The organism is Massilia cellulosiltytica, from assembly GCF_047325105.1.
Taxonomy (GTDB): Bacteria; Pseudomonadota; Gammaproteobacteria; order Burkholderiales; family Burkholderiaceae_D; genus Telluria; species Telluria orientalis.
The window spans coordinates 812,751-838,716 of record NZ_CP168562.1; the positions used below are offsets into that span (position 1 = coordinate 812,751).

The window sequence follows — 25,966 nt, forward strand, 5'->3', positions numbered from 1 at the left end:
GAAGCAGAAAAGAAGGGTTGACGGACAGCGCGACGGATCAGTGGCAGGAACCCATGCACGACGTCATCGTCTGCTGATACGCCTGATCGTATGCAGCCTGGATCTGTGGAACCTTGCCGTTCATGCAGTTGTTAACCTCCTGGCCGTAATAATGGGCAGTGCAGTATGCCAACGCATCCTTCTCCGCCAGCTTTGCCGCGTTATACCCTGCCTGGCCCGCAGCATTCTGGCAAACGGTGTTGCAGTCCGTGGCCTGGGCCGGGATGGCAATTGCCGCGAATGCCGTGACTGCGGCGGCGATATATTTTTTAGAGTGAGTCGACAAAAAATTCATTTAGAAAAACCTCCAAGAATTTTCGAAATGGCGATGGCGGGTTTGCCATCGGGGAGTAAATCGCCGCAGGTCATGCAATATGCATCGGTTCGCGACCCGGCTATGAAAAAAACCTGTTCGGCATTCGCATAGTCGAAAACAAATTGTATTTCGTAAGTTTTTTAAAAACGTCATACAATTTCACAATTGAGCATGAATTTTTAGTATGTTCAACTTAGGATTTTGTCAAACGACGGAAGGAGAAAGTCCATAAAGGTGACGGCCCAATTTTTACGAATTTTTTGCAAGCGATCCATTAGACTGGCCCTGTTACCAGGTTTTGAAGAGGATATGCAATGCTTGTAACATTCAAATCGAAAGCCGCTGCCGATGTCTTGATGCTCGACCGTCACGCGCAAAAGGCGCTCGCGCCGTTCGGCAAGTGCACGGCTATCGGCTATTTTTCTGTCGGCGAGCTGGACAACGTGATCGGCGTACTGGAAGCGACGACGGCGGAAGGCAAGCACCATGCGGCGACACTCGCCTTGGCGCAGGACATTGAATTGCATCACGCCGCAGAGGGCGTGAATCATTTTCCGCAAGTGCAGGAAGCGGTCGATTTCTCGGCGCATTTGTTTCCGCTGCTGGAAATGATGCGGGCAGCGCGGCGCATGGACAGCGTCGTCACATGGAATAGTTGATGTATCGGTATTGCGTCCTGGCCCGGCGACGTCGCGTAATCCCGACGTCGACCGGGCACGGTGGCCTGCGTCTTACGGCCTTGCCGCGTACAGCCCGAATTCGCCAAGATCCGTAAAGCTGGTGTCGCCGTTATTGGACGTGATATTGAGCCGGTACCAGCGATACGCGCCCGGACTCGCGACCGTATAGCTGTTCTGCTGGAAGCGGTTGGCGAACGCCTGGCCGGCTTGCGTGTCGAGCGTCGTCCAGGTGATGCCGTCGTTCGAGCCCTGGAACTGCCAGTCCTTCGGATCGCGCCCGATCTTGTCGAAGGAGCTGACGACCGTGTAGCGCTGGACGGTCTCCGCGTGGCCGAGGTCGTACTGCAGCCAGCCCATCACGCCCGAGTAGAACCATTCTGTCCCCGAGTTCCGGTCGAAGGCGTTGCCGGCATTGGCCGCGTTGTTCCTGCTGTCGTTGGGCGTGCCGCCGGTGGCGACGTTCACCAGCGGATGCACGGGCGTGACGCTGTCCTCGGGAGAATTCGCGCTCGTGCCGGCCGCGTTGGTCGCCGCGACGGCGTAGTAGTAGGTCGTGCCGTTGGCCACCGACGTGTCGATGTAGCTGCCGCCCGTGACGTTGGCCGCGATGGTCGTGTAGGGGCCGCCGCTGGACGTGGCGCGCAGCACCGCGTAGCCGGTGGCGCCGAACGACTGCTGCCAGCGCAGCGGGACGGCGCCGTCGCCCGGCTCGGCCAGCAGCGTCGCGGGCGCGGCGGGGATGGCGGCCGGCGCGCCATCGTCGCCGCCCGTGATTTGCACGTTGCTGAAGGTGGAGGTATTCAGCCTGCCGTTGGCGACCGAGGCGACCACCAGGCCGGCATAGATCGTGTCGGGCAGCGGGCCGTCGATGCGGCCGACGTCGGTGGCGGCCCAGTTGGTCCCGTCGGGCGACACGTAACCCGTGATCATGTTGCCGATGCGCTCGAGTTTCACCCAGTATGAGGCGGTGGAGCTCGCAATGGGGAGCACCTTGTTTCCGTAGTTATTGCCGCCGTAGACAGCGAGATTCTGCATGTTCTGTTCGGCCTGGATCCGGTTGGTGACGGCCATCCAGGCGCGCGGGGCGCCCTGCGCAAGGCTCGTGCGCATCATGACGCCTGCTTTCGCGGACGGACTGGTGTTCTGGAGCGACTCCACTTTCGCGATGATGGCGCCGTCGCCGGTGAGAGCCTGGTAGGCGAAGTGACAGCTGTCGCTCGTGCCCCAGATCTCGGCACCGCCCCCTTTCACGGTCCATGTGCCGTCGGCGTACGTGGCCGAGCCGGCCGGGGCGGCACCGCCGATGTCCGCATCGGCAAAGCCCGAGGTGATCGGGCTCGTGGCGGGAATGGCGAGTGCCGGCGGGGGCGTCGCCGTCGACGTGTCGGCGTCCTTCAGGAACACGAAGCTGCCGCTGTCCACCGGCATCCACTGGCGCCGTTGGGCAATGAACGGTGCCTGCATGCCCTTGCGGTTGACGTAGGCGTTGTAAATCTGGTTGAGCACGATGTTCCCGCCTCCCCAGCCGTTCCACCCACGGTTCGTGTTGTCGGCGGTGTAGTAGGCGTCGGTGGTGCCGAACGGGAGGAAGGGCGTGGGTTCGAGCTCGTTCACCCGCGCGAAATATTCGCCCGCCGCCAGCAGGCGGTTGTCGAAATCGGCATAGACGTCGATGCCTTGCTTCCACAGCGCTTCGGCGAGCATGACCAGCGATTTGAGCTGTCCGTGGGCGTGCCCCTGGTCGCGCAGGGAGTCGCCGAGCATGCCGATGTCGTTGGAACTGCGCAGGCCGATGTGGGCGAGCGTGCGGGTCTGGGCAACGACCCGGTTCAGCAACGCGGTGTCGTCGTTGAAGATGGCCATCAGCCCGAGCGCGTTGAGGGCCAGCGCGCCCTTGTTGGCGGCGCCGAACATGTTCTCGCCATACGGGTTCGATGCCGGAATCAGGACATTGGCGAAATAGGTTTTCACGGTGGCCGTGTCGGCGTCCGTCCAGTCCGGCCAGGTGCCGCGCAGGATGTCCGCGCCGCCCACGAACATGTAGGCGTAGTCGCCCAGGTCGAGCATCGATTCGCGGCCTGCGAACTCGGTCTGGACGGTGGCCCACTGCATCAGGATGTCGTGCGCCTTCTTCGCGTAGTCCTTGTTGCCGGTGAAATACCACATCCGCGACAGGTTCCAGATCGCGACCATGTCGTTGCGCCATGGCCAGAGATTCACGTCGGGGGCGCGGCTCACGGTCGCGTACGGACCCGCCATGACGTAGGTGAGCCTGGCCTTGCCGTCGTTCGCCAGCTGGTCGTAGGCGGACTTCCACGGCTGCCTGCCTTGGGCGACGTAGGACTTGAGCGTCATGAGATCGGCGGCGGTGAGGGGCGTGCCCGGGTGCGTGAAGCCGGTGACCTGCGCCATGCCGTCACCGGGGAGCATGGCGGTGCTCAACATGAGCAGCGCAGCGGTCAGACTGGTTCGAGCAAACATCCTGGAGTTTCTTTTCATCGGTAGCCTTCATTAATGAACATCCAAACGGCGCGCCGGCAGCGCGCCCCGACAATGTCACGTTCAAGGGCATCCCGGGCGTCCCCGTCGCCTTGCCCGCAGCCTCGCCGTGAGGCGAGGCGAGGTATTCGTTCGAGCATCAAACTATTAAATTATTGCAGCAATATTGCAACACGGCAATTAGTTTACGTATGTATGCGAATGGGTGTCTCATTAATTTAACATTAACGTAGACTTGGGTGTCGTTCATCTTGCAATGTGTTGACTGGGCGTGGGAATGTGCGCATTTCCGCAGGACGTACATCTGTTATGTTGGCAGTCGCTGTCCGTCCCAAAAAAATAGAAAGGCGCGCATGGCTATCCACAAGTACGCCGTTCCCCTGCTCGCGGCGATGGCACTTGTGCCTGCGCACGCCTTCGGGAACGAGCCCCCCAAGGTGGTCGTCAAGGGCAGGCACGACCCGTCCACCGTCGTCGTCAAGGGCGTGCGCGATCCGTCGGCGTGGTTCCGCATCGAGAGCCAGCACCTGATCGTCTATTCGAACGACGATCCCGACGACGTCATCGAGCTGGTCAACAATCTGGAACGGCTCGACGCCGTGCTGCGCCTGTACCTGAAGCCGTTCCTGGACGGGCGGGAGGCGCTGCCCAAGCTCACGCTGTACTTCCAGGCCCGGCCGGACCTGCCGCCGGAGATCGGCGCGGTCGACGGCTCCACCGCCAGCCTGACCAGCCGCTGCGCATCCGGGACGCTCGCGTTCACGTTCGGCCGGGCGAAGAGCTGGAAGCTGGACAATGCGTCGCTGCTTCGTCCGGAAGACGATTACACGCTGATGACGAATTTCGTCGTGTACGCGGACACGTTCCTGTACCGCCATACCCGCATCCGCGCGCCCGCATGGTTCCTTACCGGCTTCGATGCGTATTTCGGCGGCATGCGCTTCACCGACGACCAGATGCTGGTCGGCCGCGATGCGGGCACCTCCTACAACCTGCTCCAGGAGATCGACGAGGGCCGGATCAGGCGGCTGCGGTTCGACGACATCCTGCACGACCGAACGGTGCCCGGGATGTTCAAGGTCGGCACGAACGGGTATTACCGGCAATGGGAATTTCTCGCCCGCTCGTTCAACCTCGTGCACTACATGCTCTCGTCCGAGGAGAACCGCAACAAGATGGGGAAGTATCTCGAGCGGGTCAACGAAGGCAGCGATTCCTCCGACGCGTTTGCCGACGTCTTCGGCCTGTCGGGACAAGAGCTCGACGCCGCGATGTGGCGTTACCGCCAGGCGTCCATGAAAATCCTGCAGGTCGAGGTGCCCGACCTGCCCCGGGCCCATATCGCATTCACCCGCCTGAGCCGCATCGAGGCCGGGTTCGTGCTCGACAACGCCGCGCTGAAGACGTGTCCCGCGCCGGCCGCCGGCAAGACCTTGCTGGCGCGCGTGCAGCAGAAGGCGGCGCAGGCGCCGGCCGTCGATTTCGCCCAGATCACGCTCGCCCGTGCCCAGGTCGAATGGGGCGATCCGCTCGATGCCATCGCCTACCTGACGCGCGCCGTCGGGAACGATCCGTACGACCCCGAGCCGCAGTATCTGCTGGGCCTCGCGCATGCGAAGCTGGCGGAGCGCGCTGGCCCCGACCGGCAGGACCGGCTGGCGGCGGCGCGCGCGAGTCTGACCGAAGCCGCCCTGCTGGCGCCGGAAGCGCCGGACGTGTCGTATGCGCTGTTCCGCATCGCGCTCATGGACACGGCGCCGGCCGACAAGGACATCGGCAGGGCGATCGACGCATGGCGCCACGGGCACGACGTCGTCGCGTTCGCGCGCGCGGCCGCGCTGGCCCATGCATGGCTGGGCGATGCCGCCGGCGCGTATCAGGTGTTCAATACGCTGGCGCGCAACAAGGGGGATCCGGAAAACGCCGCGTGGGCCACGCGCTGGCTCGCCAGACTGGAGAAGGGCGTGCCGCGGGATGAACTCCTGGTGGCGATGCGCGGCGAGCGGACGGCGGTGCCCGGCGCCCTGTCGTGGATGCACGATCGCCGCTAGGTTTGTAACAGCGCATCACCCCGGCGGCACGACAGTCTTTATGCTTGTCGTCTTGCGACTCGCCCATGATGCCGTCGATTTGCAGAATCAATGCTTTGGCCGGCGCCGCCCCGTGTCATCCCACAACCGCTCCATCGACAAATACGTGAACGACGCCGTCCACCCGATCAGCAGCATCCCGTTCAGCGCCTGCATGCCCGCCAGCAGGCGCAGGTCGCCGTGCGGCAGCACGTCGCCGTAGCCCAGCGTCGTGTAGGTCTCGGCCGAAAAATACAGGCAGCGCGTGAACGGCAGCGGGCCGGGGTCGCCCATGTGGCCGATGCCGAAGCGCGTCGCGAGCAGGTAGTAGGCGAGGCCGTACAGCAGGATTTCGATGAAGTGCGCGCCGAACGCGCCGACGATCACGAACACGAGCCGCATGCGCGGCGGGATGCGCAATGCGGGCAGCGCGGCCGTCATCAGGCGCAGCACCTCGTAGTGGATCACGGTCGTGGCGATCAGCAGGAACGCGCAGGCGGCGATGGCGATGCCCATGCTCGGACTTTCCGGGACGATGTTCGATGCAGGGGAGCATAGCAAAGCTCGGCGGCACGCGCTCGCGGCGCGCTTTCGCGCTACGCGATGAAGAAGCCGGGACTGCGCGTCCCGGCCTTTTTTACGCCCAGCGCCTGCCGCGTCTCACGGCTTCGCGGCAAACAGCCCGAGCTCCGAGAGCGCCGTCGAGGCGGTATCGCCATTATTGGCCGTGATGTTGATGCGGTACCAGCGATACGCGCCTCCCCCCGCGACCGGGTAGCTTTTCGGCTGGAGACGGTTGGCGAACACCTGGTTGCTTTGCGCGTCGAGCGTCGTCCACGTGGTGCCGTCGTTGGAGCCCTGGAATTGCCAGTCCTTCGGATCGCGCGGGGCCACGTCGCTGGCGCTGATGACCGTATAGCGCAGGACGGTCTCCGTGTGGCCCAGGTCGTACTTCAGCCACCCGGCCGGGGCCCCGTAGAGCCATTTCGTCGCCGAGTTCCGGTCGAAGGCCAGGCCGGCGTTGGCCGCGTTGTTCGCGCCGTCGGTGGCACTGCCGCCGGTGGCCACGTTCGTCAGCGGATGCACCGGCGTGACGCTGTCCTCGGGAGAATTCGCGCTCGTGCCGGCGGTGTTGGCCGCCGTGACGGTGTAGTAGTAGGCCATGCCGTTGCTCACCGAATTATCCGTGTAGCTGCCGTCCGTGACGCCCGATGCGATGGTCGTGTAGGGACCACCGCTGAACGTGGCGCGCTTGACCGTGTAGCTCGTGGCACCGAAGGACTGCTGCCAGCGCAGCGGAACGGCCCCGTCGCCCGGCTCGGCCAGCAGCGTGGCGGGCGCGGCCGGGATGACGCCCGGCGCGCCACCGTTGCCGCCCGTGACCTGGACGTTGCTGAAGGTGGAGGTGTTCAGCGTGCCGTTGGCATGCGAGACGACCGCCAGGCCGGCATAGATCGTGGCGGGCAGCGTGCCGTCGATACGGCCGACGTCGGTCGCGGCCCAGTTGGTCCCGTCGGGAGACACGTAGCCAGTGATCATGTTGCCGATGCGCTCGAGCTTCACCCAGTAAGAGGGCACGGTGTTCGCGATGGGCAGGGCCTTGTTGCCATAGTTCGTGCCGCCGTAGACAGCAAGGTTCGGCATGTTTTGTTCGACCTTGACCTGGTTCGTCACGAGCATCGTGGCGCGCGCCGCGCCCTGGGCCAGGCCGGTGCGCATCATCACGCCCGCCTTGGCGTACGGGCTGGTGTTCTGGATCGTCTCGACTTTCGCGATGATCGCGCCGTCGCCGGTGAGGGCCTTGTAGGCGAAGTGGCCGCCATCGGCGGTGCCCCAGCTGTCGGCGCCTGCGCCCTTCACGGTCCAGGTGCCGTTGGCGTACGACGACGTGCCGGCAGGGGTGCTGTTTCCGATATCGATATCATTCAAGCCCGAAGTGATCGAGACGGTCGCGGGAATGGCGAGCGCCGGCGCGGGCGCGGCCGTCGAGGTGTCGACCTCCTTCATGAACATGAAGCTGGTGCTGTCCACCGGCATCCAGAGGCGCCGCTGCGCGATGTAGGGGGCCGGCCTGCCCTTGCGGACAGCGTAGGCGCCATGGATCACGTTGAGCGCGATGTTCCCGCCGCCCCACCCGCGGTTGGTGTTGTCGGCGATGTAGTAGGCGTCGGTGGTGCCGAACGGGAGGAACGGCGTCGGCGCGAGTTCGTTCACCCGTGCAAAATATTCGCCTGCCGCCAGCAGGCGCTCGTCGAGATCGGCATAGACGTCGATGCCCTGTTTCCACAGCGCTTCGGCGAGCATGGACAGCGACAACAGCTGGCCATGGGCGTGGCCCTGGTCGCGCAGGGAATCGCCGAGCATGCCGATGTCGTTGGAACTGCGCAGGCCGATGTGGGCGAGGGTGCGCGTCTGGGCAACGACCCGGTCCAGCAACGCGGTGTCGTCATTGAAGATGGCCATCAATCCGAGCGCGTTCAGGGCCAGCGCGCCCTTGTTGGCGGCGCCGAACATGTTTTCGCCGTAAGGGTTCGATGCCGGAATCAGGACATTGGCGAAGTATGCCTTGACCGTGGCCGTGTCGCTGGCCGTCCAACCCGACCAGGTGCCGCGCAGGATGTCCGCGCCGCCCACGAACCGGTAAGCGTAGTCGCCCAGGTCGAGCATCGACTCGCTGCCCGAGAACGCCGTCTGGTTGGTGGCCCACGCGATCAGGATATCGTGCGCTTTCTTTGCGTAGGCGTCGTTGCCGGTGAAATACCACATCCGCGACAGATTCCAGACGGCGATCATGTCGTTACGCCATGGCCAGAGATTCACGTCGGGGCTGCGGCTCACGGTCGCGAATGGACCCGCCATGACGTAGGTGGACTGCGATTTGCCATCGGCCTTCAATTGGTCATAGCCGGACTTCCATGGCTGCCGGCCCTGGTCGACGTAGGACTTGAGCGTCGCGAGATCGGACACCGTGAGCGGCGTGCCTGGATGCGTGAAACCGGTGACCTGCGCCGCGCCATGACCCGGCAGCGCGGCGGTGCTCGCCAGGAACAGTGTCGCGACGATGTGTCGGATGCCCATAAACTCTTTTCTAGAACTGATTTTCATCGGTACCCCTTCATGAGTGAACATCATTTACCGGCGACAACCTGAGCTTCACGACAGCGCGCGCCGGGACCGTGTCTCGCAAGGACGCGAGATATTTGTTCGAGCAAAAAACTTTCGGATTATGGAGGCCATATCGGCGCGCACGTTACGTTTTGTATGGATATTTAAGTTATATCAAGTTAACGATAACAACATTCGGGACACAGTTCGCAGCGGATTGCTGGTCTAATACCCGTTTGGCCCACAGGTGGGCAGACACTCGAACAAAGGAACACGCATGAGCATCGCATTCATCGGCCTGGGCGGCATGGGCCACCACATGGCCGCCAACCTGCTGAAGTCCGGCCAGCCCGTCCACGTCTGGAACCGCAGCCCCGCACCCGTGCAGGCGCTGGCGGCGCTCGGCGCGAAGCCGGCCGCGACGCCCGCCGAGTGCGGCATCGCCGACGTCGTCTTCACCATGCTCGCGGACGATGACGCGACGCGCGCCGTGCTGCTGGACGGCGGCGTGCTGGCCGCGATGGCGCCCGGCAGCATCCACGTCAACATGGCCACCGTCTCCGTCGCGTTCGCGCGCGAGATGGCGGCGCTGCACGTCGAGCGCGGCGTGGGCTACGTCGCCGCGCCGGTGCTGGGCCGCGTGGACGTCGCGCAAGCGGGCAAGCTGAACATCCTCGCCGGCGGCAGCGACGAATTGATCGCGCGCGTGCAGCCCCTGTTCGACCTGATGGGACAAAAGACGTGGCGCTTCGGCAGCGAGCCGGAACAGGCGAATGCGATCAAGCTCGCGTGCAACCTGATGCTCGCCTGCGCGATCGAAGCGACGGGCGAGGGCGCCGCGCTGGCGCGTGCCCACGGCGTACCGGCCGCGGATTTCATCGACCTCGTCACCAGCACGCTGTTCGCCGGCTCGCCCGTGTACAAGGGCTATGGCGGGATGATCGCCGAGGAGCGCTATTCTCCGGCGGGATTCAGACTGGCGCTGGGCCTGAAGGACGTGCGCCTCGCGGTGGAGGCGGGGCAGGGCAAGGGCTTGCCGCTGGCATTCGGCGCGACCTTGAAGTCGACCTTGCAGGATGCCGTCGCGCAGGGCGACGCCGATCTCGATCTGGCGGCGCTGGGCAAGCACGCGGCGCGGCGGGGTGGACTGGACTGATCACGGAAAGACAAACGGCAGCACCAGCACCAGGATGACGATGACGGGCAGGACCAGCGCCCGGCGCGTGCGCCGCTCCGGATAGGCGCGCGCCAACAGCCACGACCACACGATGCCCAACCCGGCGGCGATGAACGAGCCGAGGTACACGACCATGCCGAGACCCACCATGCCGATCGGGTCGATGATCGGGACGCGGGGCGGCTGGCCGGGCACCGTCGTGATCAGGAAGGCGCCGACCCACGCGATGTACAGGGCCAGGGGCAGGATGCCTGCACCCATCAGGAAGTTCGCGGCAACCGATTGGCAGCGTGGCGTCATGGATGATGTCCGATCGTGTTGCGTCGTATTGATGATGGGTAGCAAATAAACAACAAAGATTCCTTTTTGTAATGACAAAGTTCTTTTTGGAATGATATATTGATATAAGTTAAATAAATTAAGGAAATTTGCGATGAACGCGCGCTCCCGACTCGCCCTTGCCCTGCTTGCTGGCGTTGCCCTCAATGCCAATGCCAGCGTCATTACCGTACAGGTGGCGACCACGTCGCCCGCGGCACAGGCGAACGCGGCTGCATACAAGCTGGCCGTGGATGCCGCCATCGCCGATCCTGCCGCGTACAAGGGCAGCAAGTCCGTCGCAGTGTACGACAACCTGTCGGTCAAGAATTACTTCGGCGGGATCAGCAATTACGCCTTCGAGTCCACGATCGATTTCGGCGTCACGGCGGCGCAGGCCGGCATGTGGAACTTCCGCACCGGCGTCGATTTCGGCTACGGCGGCGCCCTGTTCGTCGACGGCGTGGCCCTCGGCTACAACACGCACGACATGTGGTGGGCCAACAGCTACGGCGCGGGGAACGGCAGCCTGCAGGGAGCGCTCAATCTCGCGGCCGGCAATCACGTCCTCAAGATCTACGGCATCGAAGGCTGCTGCGACGGCGGCATGCAGGCCCAGTTCAAGGCCGCGAATGCCGCTGCCTACGCCACGTTCGCCAGCACCGACCAGCTGAACGCCGTGCCGGAACCGGTCGGCATCGCGACCTTCGGCCTGGGTGCCGGCGCCATCGCCTTCATCCGCCGCCGTCGCAAGCAGGCGTGATATGCCGCGGTGCGGCATGCGATCACGTTGTTAATGGGAGTCCCTGGGCGTAACATCGGCGCTTTCCTACCGATGAGCTGCCCACAATGACAACACGAACCCGCATCCTCACCGCTGTCCTCGCCCTCCTGGCCGCCAATGCCTGCGCGGCCGACGCCGCACCGGCGACCCCACACACCGTCGTCCTGCGCGCCGCGCGCATGTTCGACGGCGCCAGCGGCAAGCTCGTCGAGCGTCCCCAGCTGACCATCGTCGGCAACAAGATCGTCCGCATCGCACAAGCCGACAAGGCGGACGTGCCGGCCGGCGCCGAGATCATCGACCTGGGCGACGCGACCCTGCTGCCGGGCTTTATCGACGCGCACGTGCACCTGTCCGGCCAGGGCAGCGACAACTGGTACGGCGACTTCTTCGACAACATGATGCGCTTCCCGGCGGAGCAGGCGCTGTACGGCGCCTATTACGCGCGCATCACGCTGGAAGCGGGCTTCACATCCGTGCGCGACGTCGGGTCGACGGACTGGGTCGCGCTTGGCCTGCGCAACGCCATCGATGCGGGCAAGGTGCCGGGGCCGCGCATGCTCGTGTCGAACTATGCGGTCGGCTCCACCGGCGGCCATGCGGACCAGGACCCGATCCCGCCGCATAAACTGCCGCTGGCCGGGCCGCTGCAGGGCGTGTGCAACGGGCCGGAAGAGTGCCGCGCCGCGGTGCGCTACCAGATCAAGTATGGCGCCAACGTCATCAAGTTCATGCCGTCGGGCGGCGTGCTGTCGCTGTCGGATCCCGTCGATGCGCCCGAGCTGTCGCAGGACGAGATGAACGCCGTGATCGGCGAGTCGCACGCGTGGGGCCGCAAGGTCGCGGCGCATGCGCATGGCGACAAGGCGGCGAAGATGGCGGTGGCGGCCGGCGTCGACTCGATCGAGCACGGCAGCTTCATCGAGGACGACACGCTGCGCGCGATGAAGGCGAAGGGCGTGTACCTCGTGCCGACGATCTCCGCCATCGCGCACGTCGAGGAAAAGATCGCGACGTTCCCGCCCGTGATCGCGGACAAGGGCCGCGCCGCCGCGGCGCACCTGCGCCAGACGTTCCGCCACGCCGTGCAGATCGGCGTGCCGATCGCGCTCGGCACGGACGCCGGCGTCGGCGCGCACGGCACGAATGCGCGCGAATTCCGCTACATGGTCGAGAATGGCCTGACGCCCGTGCAGTCGCTGCTGGCCGGTACGTCCAACGCGGCCCGGCTGCTGGGCACCATCGACCGTGTCGGCACGCTGGAAGCGGGCAAGCTGGCGGACGTGGTGGCCGTTCCCGGCAATCCCATCGCCGACATCACGGTGACCGAGCGGCCGTTGTTCGTGATGAAGGACGGCGTCGTCGTGCGACGGGGCGCCGTCCGCTGAACGCAGATGTTTATTGACGGGTCGGACGGCCCGTCACCGCCGGCTCGCCCTCGTCGCGTTCCAGCACGGCACGGTACACCGCGCCGGCCAACACGCCGCCCACGAGCGGCGCGAGCCAGAACAGCCACAGTTGCGCGAGCGCCCAGCCGCCGACGAACAGCGCCTGCCCCGTGCTGCGGGCCGGGTTGACGGACGTGTTGGTGACGGGGATGCTGACGAGGTGGATGAGCGTCAGCGCCAGCCCGATCGCGAGACCGGCGAAGCCCACGGGCGCACGGGTATGCGTCGCGCCGAGGATGATCAGCACGAACATGAACGTCATCACGAGTTCGGTGACGAGGGCCGCGCCGAGCGAGTAGCCGCCCGGCGAGTGCTCGCCGTAGCCGTTCGAGGCGAAGCCGCCCGCGAGATCGAAGCCCGGCTTGCCGCTCGCGATCGCATACAGGACGCCTGCCGCGGCGATCGCCCCGCATACCTGCACGACGACGTACGGCACGATATTGCGCGCGGGGAAGCGGCCGCCTGCCCACAGGCCGACCGTGACGGCCGGATTGAAATGGCCGCCCGAGACGGGGCCGAACGCATAGGCGCCCGTCAGCACGGTCAGGCCGAAGGCGAGCGAGACGCCCGCCAGGCCGATGCCGACGTCGGCGAATTTGGCGGCCAGCACGGCGCTGCCGCAGCCGCCCAGCACGAGCCAGAACGTACCGAGGAACTCGGCAAAGCATTTACGAAACATGGTGTGATCTCCCGGAGAGTGAGGTGTGCGACTTGTCGCAAAAGAAATTGTACAACAACAACGTTGTCATAAGATGATGATTGACATCGTTACATTTCGCGGCTTTTCCGACAGCGCCATTTGCTAAGCTCGACGGGTTCAATCCCGAAGGAGAATCATGGAATTCAAGCAGGCATGGCCAATCGGACTGGCATTCGCGGTGGCGACCGCCGCGGTGACAACCGCCGCGGCAAGCGAAGCCCCGATCCAGAGCGTCACCTTGTACCCCGGCAGCGCCACGGTGGAGCGCGTCGCGCAGGTGGCGGCCGGCGCGACGCAGGTCGAGATCACGGGCCTGCCCGCCAACTTCGACAAGGACACCGTCCGGCTTCAGGCCGATGCCGGCATCCAGGTCGGACAGGTCGTCACGCGCGACCAGGCGCGGGCCGACAGCCCGAGCGCGCGCGAGGCGGATCTCGAGGCAAAGGTGCAGGCGCTGCAGGACCAGGTCGCCGCGATCGACGCGGACATCAAGTCGGCCCAGATCGTGCAAGGCTATCTCGAGAAGTTGGGCACGGGCGGCGACAAGCCCGCGCCGGTCGATGCGAAGAACCTGGCCGGCACGCTGGACGCGATCCGCAAGGGCGCGTTCGATGCGCTCGAGCGCGTGCGCAACGACGAGACGAAGAAGCGCGCGTTGACGAAGCAGCTCGACGCCGCGCAGCGCGAGCTCGCGCAGGCGCGCGCCGGCGCGCGTGCCGGCCGGACGATCACGGTGCAGGTGGCGGCCCGCCAGGGCGGCAGGCTGGTGCTGACTTACCAGGTCGAGCGCGCGGGCTGGAAGCCGGCGTACCGCGCCGCGCTGGATTCCAGCGCGTCCACCCTCGACCTGGAACGGATGGCGACCATTTCGCAAAAGACGGGCGAGGACTGGACCAATGTGAAGCTGCGCCTGTCGACCGGCCAGCCGAGCCTCGTCGTGGCCGCGCCCGATCCGATGCCGTGGCTGCTGGACTACCAGCCGCCCACCGAGAATATCGTCGCCCCCACCACTGCCATGTTCCGCGCCCTGCGAGCTCCGGCGCCCGCGGCTCCACCGCCACCGCCCGCCGCCAAGGCGGACGATTACATCGCCCCTATCCTGGAATCGCAGGGGAATTTCACGACCGAATTCGAGGTGCCGGCCCGCGTCACGCTGGCGTCGGACGGCCGCGAGATCGCCGTCAGCCTGTCGCGCCAGACCTTGAAGGCGGAGCAGCGCGTCCTGGTCGCGCCGAGGAGCGGCAATGATGCGGCGGTCCTGACGGCGCAGGCTGCGCGGCCCGACGGTGTCTGGTTGCCCGGCCAGGTGCAGCTGCAGCGCGACGGCACCTATGTCGGCGCGCTGCGCTGGGATCCGCAGGCGGGCGAGCGCTTCCGCCTGGCGTTCGGGCGCGACCCGCTCGTGCGCGTGAAGGTCGAGGAGCGCGACCGCAAGTCGGGCCAGGCGGGCTTCTTCAACGGCGCCAACCAGCGCCGCATCGCGCAGACGTATGTCGTGACGAGCGCCCATCGCCAGCCGATCGACGTGCTCGTGCTCGAACCCACGCCCGTCAGCGAATCGGACAAGGTGACCGTCAAGACGGCCCTGCGTCCGGAGCCGGACGTCCGCGACTGGGAGCAGCGGCGCGGACTGGTCGGCTGGACGCGGACCCTGAAGCCCAACGAGACGGCCCGTTTCGACGTCGACTACGTCATCGATTATCCGAAAGAGGGCTACGTGCAGGGCTTGCCCTGATCACGGCTGCGGGTTCCACCCCGCGCCGCCGCCGTAGGCCGCAAAGACCCTGGTACGCGTCGCGAAACGGTTCGCCACGTCCGCATCCGACAGCACGTAGCCGCCCACGCGCGTGCGCAGGTCGAGCGGCGTGCCGGCCAGCGTCGTGCTGCCGTACTCGCGCCAGCCCGCGTCCGCGCTCGCCACGGCGGGATTTGGCGCCGGCTGGTTATTGACACCCTGGCCCGCCCAGCCGGCCGGCGCCACGTGGGCATCCATCCGGCAGTTCACGAAGGCGACGTTGTCCCACGTGCTCGTCGTGCCCGGACTGCGCGCCAGATACGTCGCGCCGGCCGGCACGTCGCCGTGGTTCGGGCCGGGACCGGGGCCGTGCGTCAGCGCGCTGTTCAGGAAGACGTAGCCGATGTCCGTCGCCACGGGCACGCGCGCCTGCAGCACGTAGCCGCCGCTCGATGCGTTGGCGCTGTCGCCCACGCTGCGGATCTCGCTGTTCTCGAACAGGGCCGCGTGGCTGCTGCCCCAGATGAAGTCGACGTTGCCCGCGACGAGCGTGTCGTAGAACCACGCCCAGCCCTTCAGGTTCAGCGTGTCCTGCTCGCTCGTGAAGTTCGCGTGCTTCGCGACGAGGCGCGTGTCGCTGTTGAAGTACAGCGTCTCCGCCTGGCCCGAGATCGAGGCCGAACGGATCGTCGCGTTGTCGATCGTGAGCGTGTCGAGCACCAGCATGTCCGCGTTCTCGACCAGCATCACGGCCCGTCCGCCCGCGGGCGAACCGGCCACCGTCGGCGACTGGCTCGACCCGGTGCCCGGGTTCAGCGTCTCGTTGTTCGTGTAGCGGATCACGGTGCCGTCGCGGCTCTCGCCCTTGATCGTGACGTTGTCCTTGCCGTTCAGGTACAGCAGCTCGTCGTAGGTGCCGTTCTTCACGGCGATCGTCACGGGCGCCGTCTTCGCGAAGTTCTGCATCGCGTAGTTCAGCGCGCCCTGCACGGTGCGGAAATCGGCGGTGCCGTCGTCGTCGACGGTGACCGTGGCAGCAAGCGGCGCCGCGGCCTTGGTCGTGAACGACCAGCCGCCAAGCTTGCCGATGCCGACGAACGGCAGGCCGCCCAGCGTCGTGTCGGTGAACACCCCGTCGGCGATCGCGACATAGTATTCGGTGCCGTAGGCGAGCTTGCCCGAGTGCGGCGCGATGCGCACCGTGTTGCCGTCGATGCGGATCGGCGCCGTGTTCACGCGCCGCACGAGCGCCTGGCCCGGGTAGCCGAGGGCATCCGTCTCGCCGCTGGTGCGGATCACGTCGACCAGGGCATCGTCGGCCTTGCGGAAGATGCGGATGCTGCCGTTTGCGCCCAGCGTTGGCGGACTGTCGAACGTCAGTTTCAACACCGTGTCGACGTTCACCGCGCCCGCCTGCGCGGCCGGGCTGCTGGCGCCCGCAAGCGCGTACGTCTGCGTGGGCTGGACGAATTGCGCGCCGATGGTCGCCGCGATCGTGCGCGTGAGGCTTGGGTCGGAGCCGCTCGTGAACATGATGCTGGCGGTGCCGGCGGACAGCGGCGTCAGGGTGACGGTGTTGCCGTTCGCGCTCGCGCCGACGACGGCCGGATTGCTGGACGCGACGGTGAAACTGTCGGCGGTGCCGTCCGCCGTGACGGCGGTGACGGCGATCGTGAGCGGCGCATCGCCCGCTTCGGCCGTGTAGGCCGTCGCGGCCGGATCGAGCGTCAGCTGCACGGGTTTCTGGCGCGGGTCGCCCACGCGCACGTCGTCGACCTGGAACGATTTATTGGCCGTGTACAGGCCGATCAGGCCGCGCTGCGCGAACGACGCATCGGTCACGCTGCCGAGGTTCTTCCCGTCCAGGTAGACGGTGAGCGTGGTGCCGATCATTTCGAAGCGGACCGTGTAGAACTGGGCATCCATCGCGATCGGCATCTTGACCTGTTTCGGGCGGCTGAGCGTCCCGTTCAGCATGCGCGCGATCTCGACCTGGGTGCTCGTCGTGCTGTTCTGGACGTTCAGGCCCGCGCCATACCAGTTGGCCGCATCCACGTAGCGCGCGACGAGGTACAGCTGCTTGTTGCCCGTCGTGCCGTTGGCCATCGGGCGGATGCGCGCTTCGACGTAATAGTCGCCTGAAGGCACGCCGGTAAAGGCGTCCGGCTTCACGAGCGCAAGCACGCCGCCCGTCGTCGCGGCCGTGTACTGCAGTACCTTGCTGGGGCTGCCGGCCGCTTCGTCCGTCACGCCGAAGGTGCCGTTCGGACCGGCCACGGGGAGCAGGTTCCATTTTGCCGCGCTGCCGGACTGGAAATCGTCGCAGAAGTACAGGCCGCTGGCGGGGCAGTTCAGCGTGGGTCCGGTGTCGATGGTGGTTTTACCTGTGCCGGTGATCGCCGTCGCCAGCTTGCCGCCGCCCGCCTGTGCCAGTGCGTTCGCTTTCACGAGGGCGGCCGGGCGCGGCGTGTAGGCGTAAGGCGGCGTCCACGTCGTCGCGCTGGACACGGCGCATGCACCCAGCGCCGCGCCGTTCAGCAGCGAGCCGGTGTCCTTGAAGGTGCCGGCCGTGGCGTCGCCCGGATTCCTGACCACGCTGTCGCAGCCGCTCGCGCCCGCGATCTCGAACACGTTCGCGTTCGACAGGATCTTCGCATTCGCGCCGGGGCCCACGCTGTAGCTGTTCTTGTACACGTCGGCCGTCTTGCTGCCCGTGTAGTAGTTGTTGAAGAGGTGGACCTGGCCGAAGCGCACGCGCGGCGCGCGCGACTGGATCGCGCGGAACACGTTGTTGCTGAAGGTGACGCGCAGCTTGCCCTCGTCCGCCGTGGCCGAAGCGCTCGAGCCGATCAGGTTGTTCTTGTCGTGTTCACCGAACACGTTGTACGACACCGTCACGTAGTCGGACGCGTTGGTGATGTCGACGGCGCCGTCGTGGCACTGCTTCACGTGGCCGTTCTCGATGGGCAGGAAGTTGTCCGTGACCGGCGCGTCGGTGAACGAGTTGTGGTCGATCCACACGTGGTCCGAGCCCGAGATGCCGATGGCGTCATAGGCCGCGTTCCAGTTGCCGGTCGAGCCGTCGGTCGGGTCCCACACGGGGGCGACGTCGCACGGGTTCTGGATCTTGAGGTTGCGGATGATGATCTGGCTGACGTTCGACAGGATGATGTGGCCGTTGACCAGGCCGGAATTGGCGCCGTCGCCGATCAGCGTCGTGTTGTTCTTGAGGCGGATCGCGCCGCGCGCCGACTGGTCGGCGGTGCTCGTGTACGGCCGGCCTTCCGTCATGTCGACGAGGCCGGACAGCTTGATGATCTTGGGTGTCGTGCCGCCGTTGGCGATGGCCGCGAGCAGCTGCGCGCGGTTCGTCACGGTGTAGATCTGGTCGGTGGCGGCATTGGCGCCGGCGACGGTGCCGCCACCCTGGCTCGCCCAGCCGTCGAGCGGCGCGGTGGCGCGGGCCGGATCCGTGGCGGCGGTGGCGCCATTGACGCCATTGACGGCAAGGCAGAGCGCGGCGAGCGCGATTGCCGCCCCGATACGTGCGTATCTCATGGATGTCTCCTTGGCAGACGGCGGCTCAGGCGCGGCGGCGGCTGATTGCGAGACCGGCGGCGCCGGCCAGCAGCAGGGCAGGGACCGCGGGTTCGGGGACGTCCGCGGCGCCGATCTGCGCCGTGATCGAACCGTAGTCGCCATGCCACGCGAGCCCGCCCAGGTCGACGGCGATGGTGTGGCCGTCGACGACACTCAAACCGGGCACGCCGTCGACCGCGCTGCCGTCCAGCAGCGTGAAGCGCGTGATGGCGGCGGGGAGCGTCGCGCCGAAGTCGAAGGTCAGCTTGTAGTCGCCGGTGGGGACGGGCATGTTCTCGTAGATCGTGAGCATGCCGTCCTTGGCGAAATCGAAGCCGAACAGGAAGTCGGCCGTGAGGAATTCGACGCCGCTGTCGGTCGGGTCGAGCGTGCTGGTGTTGCTGCCGGGTTCCTGGGCGAACAGGTGGTCGAGTCCGAGGACGTCGGCCGCGCTGCCGTTGTAGGTGGCGGTAATGCGGGCGTCTTGCAGGGAAAGCGGTGCTGCCTGTGCCTGGCCGCTGGCAAGGGCTGCCAGGACCAGGGTCTCCAAGATTGTAGTCGTTTTCATTGTTATTCCCGATTGATTGCAAATAAGCCATGGAGGGCGCCTGGCCGGATGCCGGGCCGCCAGGTCGGGAAATGTTAGCACGGGGATATCTAAATTGGTCGGGCCAGTTTAAATATTTTTAGACCAGAATGAGAATTGGCTTGACCAATTAGAAAGCCGGAAAAAACAAAACCCCGGCCCGCATGACGCGGGACCGGGGTTTTCGAAAGGCCTACCGGGAGTGGAACGCTATCAGGCGCCGACGCTTTCCAGTGCCTTGTTGAAGGTCGCGCTCGGACGCATCACGGCCTTGACCTTGGCATTGTCCGGCTTGTAGTAGCCGCCGATGTCGACCGGCTTGCCCTGGATTTCCAGCAGTTCCGCGACGATCTTCTGCTCGTTCTCGGCCAGTTGCTTGGCCAGCGGCGCGAAGTAGGCGGCCAGTTCGGCGTCTTCCGTCTGCTGTGCCAGTTCCTGGGCCCAGAACATCGACAGGTAGAACTGGCTGCCGCGGTTGTCGAGTTCACCGGTCTTCGGCGACGGCGACTTGCGGTTGTCCAGCAGCTTGCCGGTGGCGGCGTCCAGGGTCTTGGCCAGCAGCTTGGCTTTCGCGTTGCCGGTCTTGAGGCCCAGGTCTTCGAAGCTCACGGCCAGCGCGAGGAATTCGCCCAGCGAGTCCCAGCGCAGGTGGTTTTCTTCGGTCAGCTGCTGCACATGCTTCGGTGCCGAACCGCCGGCGCCCGTTTCGTACATGCCGCCGCCGGCCATCAGCGGGACGATCGACAGCATCTTGGCGCTGGTGCCCAGTTCCAGGATCGGGAACAGGTCGGTCAGGTAGTCGCGCAGGATGTTGCCGGTCACCGAGATGGTGTCCAGGCCGCGCCATGCGCGCTCCAGCGTGAAGCGCATCGCGCGCACCTGCGACATGATCTGGATGTCCAGGCCTTCCGTGTCGTGATCCTTCAGGTACGTCTTGACCTTCTTGATCAGTTCATTCTCGTGCGGACGGTACGGGTCCAGCCAGAACACGGCCGGCATGCCGGAGTTGCGGGCGCGGGTGACGGCCAGCTTGACCCAGTCGCGGATCGGTGCGTCCTTCACCTGGCACATGCGCCAGATGTCGCCCTTCTCGACGTTCTGCGACAGCAGCACTTCGCCCGTTGCCAGGTCGGTGATGTTGGCGACGCCGTCTTCCTGCACTTCGAAGGTCTTGTCGTGCGAGCCGTATTCCTCGGCCTGCTGGGCCATCAGGCCGACGTTCGGGACGGTGCCCATCGTGCGCGGGTCGAAGGCGCCATGCCATTTGCAGAAGTTGATGATCTCCTGGTAGATGCGGGCGAACGTCGATTCCGGGATCACGGCCTTGACTTCCTTCAGGCGGCCGTCGGCGCCGTACATCTTGCCGCCGGCGCGGATCATTGCCGGCATCGACGCATCGACGATCACGTCGTTCGGCGAGTGGAAGTTGGTGATGCCCTTGGCCGAGTCGACCATCGCCAGCGCCGGGCGATGTTCCTGGCAGGCGTGGATGTCGCGGATGATTTCTTCGCGCTGCGAATCCGGCAGCTTGGCGATCTTGTTGTACAGGTCGGCCATGCCGTTGTTGACGTTCACGCCCAGGCTGTTCAGCAGTTCGCCGTGCTTCTCGAAGGCTTCCTTGTAGAAGGTGCGGACCGCGTGGCCGAACACGATCGGGTGCGACACCTTCATCATGGTCGCCTTCACGTGCAGCGAGAACATCACGCCGGTCTTGTGCGCGTCTTCGATCTGCTGTTCGTAGAACTCGAGCAGCGCCTTGCGGCTCATGAACATCGAGTCGATGATCTCGCCGTCCAGCAGGGAGACCTTCGGCTTCAGCACGATGGTCTCGCCGCCCTTGGTGATCAGTTCCATCTTGACGTCGCGCGCGCGGTCGAGCGTCATCGACTTTTCGCCGTGGTAGAAGTCACCGTGGGTCATGTGCGACACGTGCGTGCGCGAGGCCTGCGACCATTCGCCCATCGAGTGGGGGTTCTTGCGGGCGTATTCCTTGACGGCCTTCGGCGCGCGGCGGTCCGAGTTACCTTCGCGCAGGACCGGGTTCACGGACGAGCCGATGCACTTGCCGTAGCGGGCCTTGATCTCTTTTTCTTCGTCCGTCTTCGGATCGGCCGGGTAGTCCGGGAGGTTGTAGCCCTTGCCCTGCAGTTCCTTGATGGCTGCCTGCAGCTGGCCCACCGATGCCGAGATGTTCGGCAGCTTGATGATGTTGGCGTCCGGCTGCAGCGTCTTCTTGCCGAGTTCCGACAGCGTGTCCGGCACGCGCTGGTCCGGCGACAGGCGGTCGGCGAAGACGGCCAGGATACGCGCCGCGACGGAGATGTCGCTCTCTTCGATGCGAATGCCGGCGGGTTTGGCAAACGTCTCGACGACGGGCAGGAAGGCGTGGGTGGCCAGCAGGGGCGCCTCGTCGGTTAGGGTATAGATGATGGTCTGATCACTGCTCATACGCTGGTTCCTCGATGTGCGGGAGGGTTTGGAGTTCTAATACTAAAAAAACATCGGCTGTCCGGGCCACGCGCCAATGGTGGTGAACAGATCGAGGATCATACTCCGTCAAACATCGATCCGGCGGCCACAAACGTCGTATGTTGCCTTACGACTAAGTCTTATATAAGACATAGGACAGCCGCTATTATGCACGACCTTTTCGCAAAGGCGAAGCAGATCGTGAAAGGCCTTTTCGCAATGTGGGATTTACATCTGGCGGAACAGGTCGGCGTAGTTGCGGCTGACGACCAGTTGTTCGTCGCGGCCCTTCAGTTTGACCAGTAGCCGGCCGCGGAAGTCCGTGCGCGTGCCGGCCACGTGGCGCGCGGCGACGATCACGCCGCGGTGGATCTGCCAGAACTGCTGCGGGTCGAGCTGGTCGCGCAGCTGGCGCATCGGCGTGCGGATCAGGTGCTCGCCGTCGGCCACGAACACGCTCGTGTACTTGTCGTTGCTCTGGAAGTAGATGACTTCGTCGATGGCGATCAGGCGCGTCTCCTGGCCTTGCGCGGCGCGGATCCACTGCAGCGGCGCGGCCGGCGCCGGCGCGGCGGCGGGCGTGGAAGGCGCCATGCCGAGCTGGCGCAGCAGGCCGGCCAGCATGTCGGCGGACGGCGCCGCGGGCGCAGGGGCGGACAGCGTTTCCTTCAACCGTACGACCGTCCGCTGCAGCCGCTCCAGGCGGATGGGTTTCAGCAGGTAGTCGAACGCGGCGTGCTCGAACGCCTGCAGCGCGTACGCCTCGTGCGCGGTCGTGAACACGACGCGCGGCGCATTCTTCTCATCGACGAGGCGGGCAGCGAGATCGAGGCCGTTCAGGCCGGGCATCTGGATGTCGAGGAACAGGATGTCGGGCGCCAGCTCGTCGACGAGGCGCAGCGCTTCGATGCCGTTGCCGGCGCGGCCGACGATGCGCAGTTCCGGCCAGGCGGCGGCCAGTTGTTCTTCGAGGTAGGCCAGCAGGTGCGGTTCGTCGTCGGCAAGCAGGGCGCGGATGGGGGCGATGATGGCACCTCGGTAAAACGTTATGCGGGCAGGATCAGACGCGAGGTGACGCCTCCGTCTTGATTTTCGAGCAATTGTATCTTAGCAAGATTTCCATGCAAGGTGCGCAGGCGCTCGCGCAGGTTCGACAGGCCGACGCCGCCGCCCGGGCGCGGCGCAGTGGTCGTCAAGCCCGCCCCGTCGTCGGCCACTTCCACGCACAAACCCGCCTCCGTCCGGCGCGCCCGCACGACGATCGTGCCGCCATCCACTTTCGGCTCGATGCCGTGCATGACGGCGTTTTCGACCAGCGGCTGGATCAGCATGGGCGCGATGGCGGCGGCGCGGCAGGCGTCGTCCACGTCGATGCGGTAGCGCAGCCGGGCGCCCATGCGGACCGTCAGCAGGTCGAGATAGGCGCGCGCAAGGTCGATCTCGGCGCCGAGCGTGGCGTGGTCCGCGCGGCTGGCCGACAGGCTCGCGCGCAGGAAATCGATCAGGCGCTCGAGCATGTGGCGGGCCCGCACCGGGTCGGAACCGATCAGGCTCACGACGTTGGCCAGCGTGTTGTACAGGAAGTGCGGTTCGATCTGCGCCTGCAGGGTGCGCAGCTGCGCTTCCGCGAGCAGGCGCGCGGCCTCGGCGATCTGCTCCTGCTGGCGCGCCGCCTCGATCTCGCGCGCGATGCGGCGCTCGCCGGCCGTGAGCACGCCGGCCATCAGCAGCGCGACCACGACGGCGCCCGGCAGGTAGCGCGCCATCAGGCCCGTGTGCAGCAGCGCGTCGAAGGTGCTGCGTCCACCGAGCACGGCGTCCGTGACGGCCAGGCCGAGCAGGGCGCAACACGCCGTCAGCAGCACCCTGGCGGCCCGCATCGCCGCGCTGTCGCGTCCGGGCGCGATGCGGCGCAGCAGGTGCACCACGCCGTGGATGAGGAAGCCGATCACGTTCGACGCGAACAGCATGTCCGTCAGCAGCGTGGCGACCGGCGCGCGGCTGCCGAACAGGAGCGCCACGCACGTCAGCGCGACGCCGATGATGCCGTTCCACACGAACGTGTAGACGAGGTTGCGCAGCGGCGAAGGGCGCCAGCGCCGGAAGGGCGCGAACGATTCCAGCGGGTGCATCGAGGGCGTGGCGGGTGTGGTCATGGTGTTCCTGTCTCAAACAGCCAGAAAGTTACCATGGAAGCAATGTGGTGTGCGATAGGGCAGCCGGGCCAGCGCCACCGGCCCCTCGGCCACGCGCGCCGCGTCGAACACCGTCAACATGCTCGTGGCCGTGTTCGTGTCCTGCGCGACGCCCACGAGCCAGCCATCCGTTTCGGACCGGGCGCCCTGGCGCGGCACGAGCACGTGCTCCTCGGCGCGCCAGCCGGCAGCGAAGCGCCAGCTGTCCGTGCGGCCACGCTCCACGTCGACGACGTTCACCGTGTCCAGCGTCAGCGACGTATTCTGCGCATCGCTGGACAGCATGGCGAGACGGCCGTGGCGCCGCGCGACGGCCTGCGGCATCACGCGCGGGAATTCGGCGCCGTCGAGCAGGCGGGTCGCCGCCACCTTGCCGCTGGCGTGATCGAGGCGGATGCGCATGGCGGCGTGCAGGGCGGGCCGGTTCGGTTCGCGTTCGCCTTCCATCACGCGGCTTGTCGCTTTCAGAAAATCGCCGTCGTGCAGGACGAGGTCGACCTGCGTGACGTTGCCGCCGGCCTCGTCCCACGCATTCCCGAAGTGGAACGCCATGCGCGGCGGCAGGTCGTAGACGCGGCGGATCGCGAGCGTGTCCTTGGCGACCACGATGATGCGGGCGCCGCGTTGTTCTCCCGCCCACACGTGGCGCTCGGCCAGGCTCAGGGTGGCGTCGTCCGAGATGTCGTACGGCGGCACGACGAACACGAGGTGGCGCGCGCTGACGGCGAAATCGTGCTGCAGCGCGAGCTTCGGCACCTCGACCGCGCCCGCCTGCAGCACCTTGCCGTCGGCACCGATGCGGTACAGGGCGAGCCTGTCGCCGCCGGGCAGGGCGCCGAAGTTCCACAGGGTGCCGTCCGGCTCGATCTTCGGATGCGCGGAGAACGGCATCGCGGCGAGGTCGTCGCGCCACGTGTGGATGCCGATGGTGGCGAGGGTCGCGGGATCGAGCTCCGTCGCGGAGCCGCCTTCCCACAGCGCGTACAAGCGATCGTTGAACGGCAGCAGGTTCGTATTGGCCGTGTTCAGGCTGTCGTTGTCGCGGAAGCCCCGCCGCGCGATGTCCGTGCCGAAGGCGGGATACAGGAACTGGCCGGCGGCGGATTCGTCGAGGAATTTACGGGTCTCGACGAAGCGGCCCTGGTGCGTCACCGTGCCGCCGGCGATGCGCCAGGCCTGGGCGTAGCCGTCGCCGTCGAACCAGTGGTGGTAACGCTCGCCGCCCAGTTCGAAGCGGCCGGGGCCGTTGCGGAAGAACGTGCCTTGCAACTCGTCCGGGATCCGGCCTTCGACGTGGGCGTGGCCCTGCTGGCTGCCTTCGAGGTTCGCGTACACCGTCAACTCCTGGTCGCGGGCGAGGGCGGCGTGGAAGCGCTGGTACGTCGTGCGGGCGTCGGCGCGGGCGAAACCGGTGATGCCGAGGGCGGCGACACCGAGGCCGGCTTTGAGGAAGTGGCGGCGTTGCATGGCGGCCTCTCAGCGCAGGGTCACGGCGGTGTCCAGGCCGGCGGCCGGCACGGCCAGCTTGACGGCGGCGAAGTCCGGCGGGCCCATGCGGCCCTGGGCGTTGTTGCTGAACGCGATCGGCTCGGTCGGGATGCCCATCAGGTTGCGGTCCATGCGGCCGTTGTCATTGATATCCTGGAACACCGCGAAACCATAGTCGCCCGGTGCGACGTCGTGGAACACGAGCGTCGTGCCGGCCTTGTCGGCCTTCGCCTTCTCCGCGCGGACCGGGTGCTTGAGGAAGGCGTCGGCGTTGTTGTAGAGGGCGACCATGATCTGGCCCGACGTCGATTGGACGTTGTCGACGCGGACGACGAGATCGGCGGCGGTTGCGAGCGGGGTGGTGAAAGCCAGGGCGAGGAGGGCGGTGCGGATCATCGGAAGCTCCATCTGTGTCGTTGTGATGGAGGCAATGTATCCGGGGGCGTTAGCGCGATGGGCGCGATGCGACGAGATGCAGTAGAGCGGTGTGAAATGCGGTGGCGTGTCGCGAAATGGAGGGTGGGGCATTTCAAGCCAGGGGCCTGAAATGCGAGCCCACCATGCGTTCAACTCAACTGTAAGCAGTCCAGGCCTGCGGAATCTCGATACTGCCGCTCTGTGCGGCATCCGCATACGCGCGCATTTCGGCGACGACGGCCTCGAGCTGTTCATTGCTCGGGTTGGCGAGGAAGCCCTTCATGCGTTCGTGCAGCGCGGCCTGCTGGTCGCGCCATTCATAACGGGACGACTTGCTCATGCACCCTCCTTGCGGCGAACTG

The 25,966-nt window shown here is 66.0% G+C and carries 20 protein-coding genes; 6 read left to right on the forward strand and 14 right to left on the reverse strand.

Annotated elements, in window-relative coordinates; genetic code table 11:
• Positions 1–37 precede the first annotated feature (37 nt).
• Positions 38–334 carry a hypothetical protein gene (locus tag ACEN9H_RS03555; protein ID WP_413673810.1) on the reverse strand — a complete coding sequence of 99 codons (297 nt, stop codon included), beginning with the start codon at positions 332–334 and terminating at the stop codon, positions 38–40.
• Between the two features lie 335 nt (positions 335–669).
• On the opposite strand from ACEN9H_RS03555, the gene ACEN9H_RS03560 reads away from it, so the two are divergent.
• Positions 670–1,014 carry a DUF1840 family protein gene (locus ACEN9H_RS03560; RefSeq protein ID WP_413673811.1) on the forward strand — a complete coding sequence of 115 codons (345 nt, stop codon included), beginning with the start codon at positions 670–672 and terminating at the stop codon, positions 1,012–1,014.
• 72 nt (positions 1,015–1,086) lie between these two features.
• Here ACEN9H_RS03560 and ACEN9H_RS03565 read toward each other — a convergent pair whose 3' ends face one another.
• Positions 1,087–3,465 (reverse strand): discoidin domain-containing protein, encoded by a 2,379-nt coding sequence (locus ACEN9H_RS03565; RefSeq protein ID WP_413673812.1) that lies wholly within the window; start codon positions 3,463–3,465, stop codon positions 1,087–1,089.
• 422 nt (positions 3,466–3,887) lie between these two features.
• Here ACEN9H_RS03565 and ACEN9H_RS03570 point away from each other — a divergent pair, with 422 nt between their 5' ends.
• Positions 3,888–5,585 carry a tetratricopeptide repeat protein gene (locus ACEN9H_RS03570; RefSeq protein WP_413673813.1) on the forward strand — a complete coding sequence of 566 codons (1,698 nt, stop codon included), beginning with the start codon at positions 3,888–3,890 and terminating at the stop codon, positions 5,583–5,585.
• Between the two features lie 87 nt (positions 5,586–5,672).
• Here ACEN9H_RS03570 and ACEN9H_RS03575 read toward each other — a convergent pair whose 3' ends face one another.
• Together ACEN9H_RS03575 and ACEN9H_RS03580 are read right to left on the reverse strand one after the other, a co-directional pair.
• Entirely contained in the window at positions 5,673–6,119 is a 447-nt protein-coding gene (locus tag ACEN9H_RS03575) for a potassium channel family protein (RefSeq protein WP_056130687.1), read from the reverse strand.
• A 144-nt stretch (positions 6,120–6,263) separates the two neighbouring features.
• On the reverse strand, positions 6,264–8,681 hold the full coding sequence (locus ACEN9H_RS03580) for an alginate lyase family protein (RefSeq protein WP_413673814.1): 2,418 nt from the start codon (positions 8,679–8,681) through the stop codon (positions 6,264–6,266).
• A 304-nt stretch (positions 8,682–8,985) separates the two neighbouring features.
• On the opposite strand from ACEN9H_RS03580, the gene ACEN9H_RS03585 reads away from it, so the two are divergent.
• Positions 8,986–9,864, forward strand: coding sequence for an NAD(P)-dependent oxidoreductase (locus tag ACEN9H_RS03585; RefSeq protein WP_371763977.1), 879 nt, complete (start codon positions 8,986–8,988; stop codon positions 9,862–9,864).
• Here the strand turns inward: ACEN9H_RS03585 and ACEN9H_RS03590 are convergent, their stop codons facing one another.
• Positions 9,865–10,185 (reverse strand): hypothetical protein, encoded by a 321-nt coding sequence (locus ACEN9H_RS03590; protein ID WP_413673815.1) that lies wholly within the window; start codon positions 10,183–10,185, stop codon positions 9,865–9,867.
• Positions 10,186–10,318: 133 nt separating this feature from the next.
• On the opposite strand from ACEN9H_RS03590, the gene ACEN9H_RS03595 reads away from it, so the two are divergent.
• Positions 10,319–10,966 (forward strand): CCXG family PEP-CTERM protein, encoded by a 648-nt coding sequence (locus ACEN9H_RS03595; RefSeq protein ID WP_413673816.1) that lies wholly within the window; start codon positions 10,319–10,321, stop codon positions 10,964–10,966.
• A gap of 86 nt (positions 10,967–11,052) precedes the next feature.
• Positions 11,053–12,375: an amidohydrolase family protein gene (locus ACEN9H_RS03600; protein WP_413673817.1), complete on the forward strand. Its 1,323-nt coding sequence runs from the start codon at positions 11,053–11,055 to the stop codon at positions 12,373–12,375.
• A 10-nt stretch (positions 12,376–12,385) separates the two neighbouring features.
• Here the strand turns inward: ACEN9H_RS03600 and aqpZ are convergent, their stop codons facing one another.
• On the reverse strand, positions 12,386–13,114 hold the full coding sequence (gene aqpZ / locus ACEN9H_RS03605) for an aquaporin Z (RefSeq protein ID WP_371763980.1): 729 nt from the start codon (positions 13,112–13,114) through the stop codon (positions 12,386–12,388).
• A 157-nt stretch (positions 13,115–13,271) separates the two neighbouring features.
• Here aqpZ and ACEN9H_RS03610 point away from each other — a divergent pair, with 157 nt between their 5' ends.
• A complete protein-coding gene (locus tag ACEN9H_RS03610) occupies positions 13,272–14,870 on the forward strand; it encodes a DUF4139 domain-containing protein (protein WP_413673818.1) in 1,599 nt (532 codons plus the stop codon).
• On the opposite strand, the gene ACEN9H_RS03615 is transcribed toward ACEN9H_RS03610, so the two are convergent.
• From ACEN9H_RS03615 to ACEN9H_RS03650, 8 genes are all read right to left on the reverse strand, one after another.
• A complete protein-coding gene (locus tag ACEN9H_RS03615; protein WP_413673819.1) occupies positions 14,871–18,428 on the reverse strand; it encodes a pectinesterase family protein in 3,558 nt (1,185 codons plus the stop codon).
• 25 nt (positions 18,429–18,453) lie between these two features.
• A complete protein-coding gene (locus ACEN9H_RS03620) occupies positions 18,454–18,999 on the reverse strand; it encodes a PEP-CTERM sorting domain-containing protein (protein ID WP_413673820.1) in 546 nt (181 codons plus the stop codon).
• A 249-nt stretch (positions 19,000–19,248) separates the two neighbouring features.
• Positions 19,249–21,483, reverse strand: a complete 2,235-nt coding sequence (locus ACEN9H_RS03625; protein WP_413673821.1) for an NADP-dependent isocitrate dehydrogenase — start codon at positions 21,481–21,483, stop codon at positions 19,249–19,251.
• Positions 21,484–21,732: 249 nt separating this feature from the next.
• Positions 21,733–22,488, reverse strand: coding sequence for a LytR/AlgR family response regulator transcription factor (locus tag ACEN9H_RS03630; protein ID WP_413675549.1), 756 nt, complete (start codon positions 22,486–22,488; stop codon positions 21,733–21,735).
• Between the two features lie 62 nt (positions 22,489–22,550).
• Positions 22,551–23,660, reverse strand: a complete 1,110-nt coding sequence (locus tag ACEN9H_RS03635) for a sensor histidine kinase (RefSeq protein ID WP_413673822.1) — start codon at positions 23,658–23,660, stop codon at positions 22,551–22,553.
• Between the two features lie 12 nt (positions 23,661–23,672).
• The gene (locus ACEN9H_RS03640; RefSeq protein WP_413673823.1) at positions 23,673–25,166 is read right to left on the reverse strand and encodes a carotenoid oxygenase family protein; all 1,494 of its coding nucleotides are present in this window, start codon (positions 25,164–25,166) and stop codon (positions 23,673–23,675) included.
• A 9-nt stretch (positions 25,167–25,175) separates the two neighbouring features.
• On the reverse strand, positions 25,176–25,583 hold the full coding sequence (locus ACEN9H_RS03645; protein WP_413673824.1) for a DUF2141 domain-containing protein: 408 nt from the start codon (positions 25,581–25,583) through the stop codon (positions 25,176–25,178).
• Positions 25,584–25,758: 175 nt separating this feature from the next.
• On the reverse strand, positions 25,759–25,944 hold the full coding sequence (locus tag ACEN9H_RS03650; protein ID WP_056130735.1) for a hypothetical protein: 186 nt from the start codon (positions 25,942–25,944) through the stop codon (positions 25,759–25,761).
• Between the last annotated feature and the right edge of the window lie 22 nt (positions 25,945–25,966).

What these genes read in the sequence shown, in the direction of transcription:
- ACEN9H_RS03615 (WP_413673819.1), bottom strand. Translation starts at nt 18,428, where the DNA reads ATGAGATACGCACGTATCGGGGCGGCAATCGCGCTCGCCGCGCTCTGC.
- ACEN9H_RS03625 (WP_413673821.1), bottom strand. Translation starts at nt 21,483, where the DNA reads ATGAGCAGTGATCAGACCATCATCTATACCCTAACCGACGAGGCGCCC.
- ACEN9H_RS03640 (WP_413673823.1), bottom strand. Translation starts at nt 25,166, where the DNA reads ATGCAACGCCGCCACTTCCTCAAAGCCGGCCTCGGTGTCGCCGCCCTC.
- ACEN9H_RS03635 (WP_413673822.1), bottom strand. Translation starts at nt 23,660, where the DNA reads ATGACCACACCCGCCACGCCCTCGATGCACCCGCTGGAATCGTTCGCG.
- ACEN9H_RS03560 (WP_413673811.1), top strand. Translation starts at nt 670, where the DNA reads ATGCTTGTAACATTCAAATCGAAAGCCGCTGCCGATGTCTTGATGCTC.
- ACEN9H_RS03645 (WP_413673824.1), bottom strand. Translation starts at nt 25,583, where the DNA reads ATGATCCGCACCGCCCTCCTCGCCCTGGCTTTCACCACCCCGCTCGCA.
- ACEN9H_RS03555 (WP_413673810.1), bottom strand. Translation starts at nt 334, where the DNA reads ATGAATTTTTTGTCGACTCACTCTAAAAAATATATCGCCGCCGCAGTC.
- ACEN9H_RS03600 (WP_413673817.1), top strand. Translation starts at nt 11,053, where the DNA reads ATGACAACACGAACCCGCATCCTCACCGCTGTCCTCGCCCTCCTGGCC.
- ACEN9H_RS03650 (WP_056130735.1), bottom strand. Translation starts at nt 25,944, where the DNA reads ATGAGCAAGTCGTCCCGTTATGAATGGCGCGACCAGCAGGCCGCGCTG.
- ACEN9H_RS03570 (WP_413673813.1), top strand. Translation starts at nt 3,888, where the DNA reads ATGGCTATCCACAAGTACGCCGTTCCCCTGCTCGCGGCGATGGCACTT.
- ACEN9H_RS03590 (WP_413673815.1), bottom strand. Translation starts at nt 10,185, where the DNA reads ATGACGCCACGCTGCCAATCGGTTGCCGCGAACTTCCTGATGGGTGCA.
- ACEN9H_RS03595 (WP_413673816.1), top strand. Translation starts at nt 10,319, where the DNA reads ATGAACGCGCGCTCCCGACTCGCCCTTGCCCTGCTTGCTGGCGTTGCC.
- aqpZ (WP_371763980.1), bottom strand. Translation starts at nt 13,114, where the DNA reads ATGTTTCGTAAATGCTTTGCCGAGTTCCTCGGTACGTTCTGGCTCGTG.
- ACEN9H_RS03580 (WP_413673814.1), bottom strand. Translation starts at nt 8,681, where the DNA reads ATGGGCATCCGACACATCGTCGCGACACTGTTCCTGGCGAGCACCGCC.
- ACEN9H_RS03575 (WP_056130687.1), bottom strand. Translation starts at nt 6,119, where the DNA reads ATGGGCATCGCCATCGCCGCCTGCGCGTTCCTGCTGATCGCCACGACC.
- ACEN9H_RS03585 (WP_371763977.1), top strand. Translation starts at nt 8,986, where the DNA reads ATGAGCATCGCATTCATCGGCCTGGGCGGCATGGGCCACCACATGGCC.
- ACEN9H_RS03610 (WP_413673818.1), top strand. Translation starts at nt 13,272, where the DNA reads ATGGAATTCAAGCAGGCATGGCCAATCGGACTGGCATTCGCGGTGGCG.
- ACEN9H_RS03565 (WP_413673812.1), bottom strand. Translation starts at nt 3,465, where the DNA reads ATGCTCCCCGGTGACGGCATGGCGCAGGTCACCGGCTTCACGCACCCG.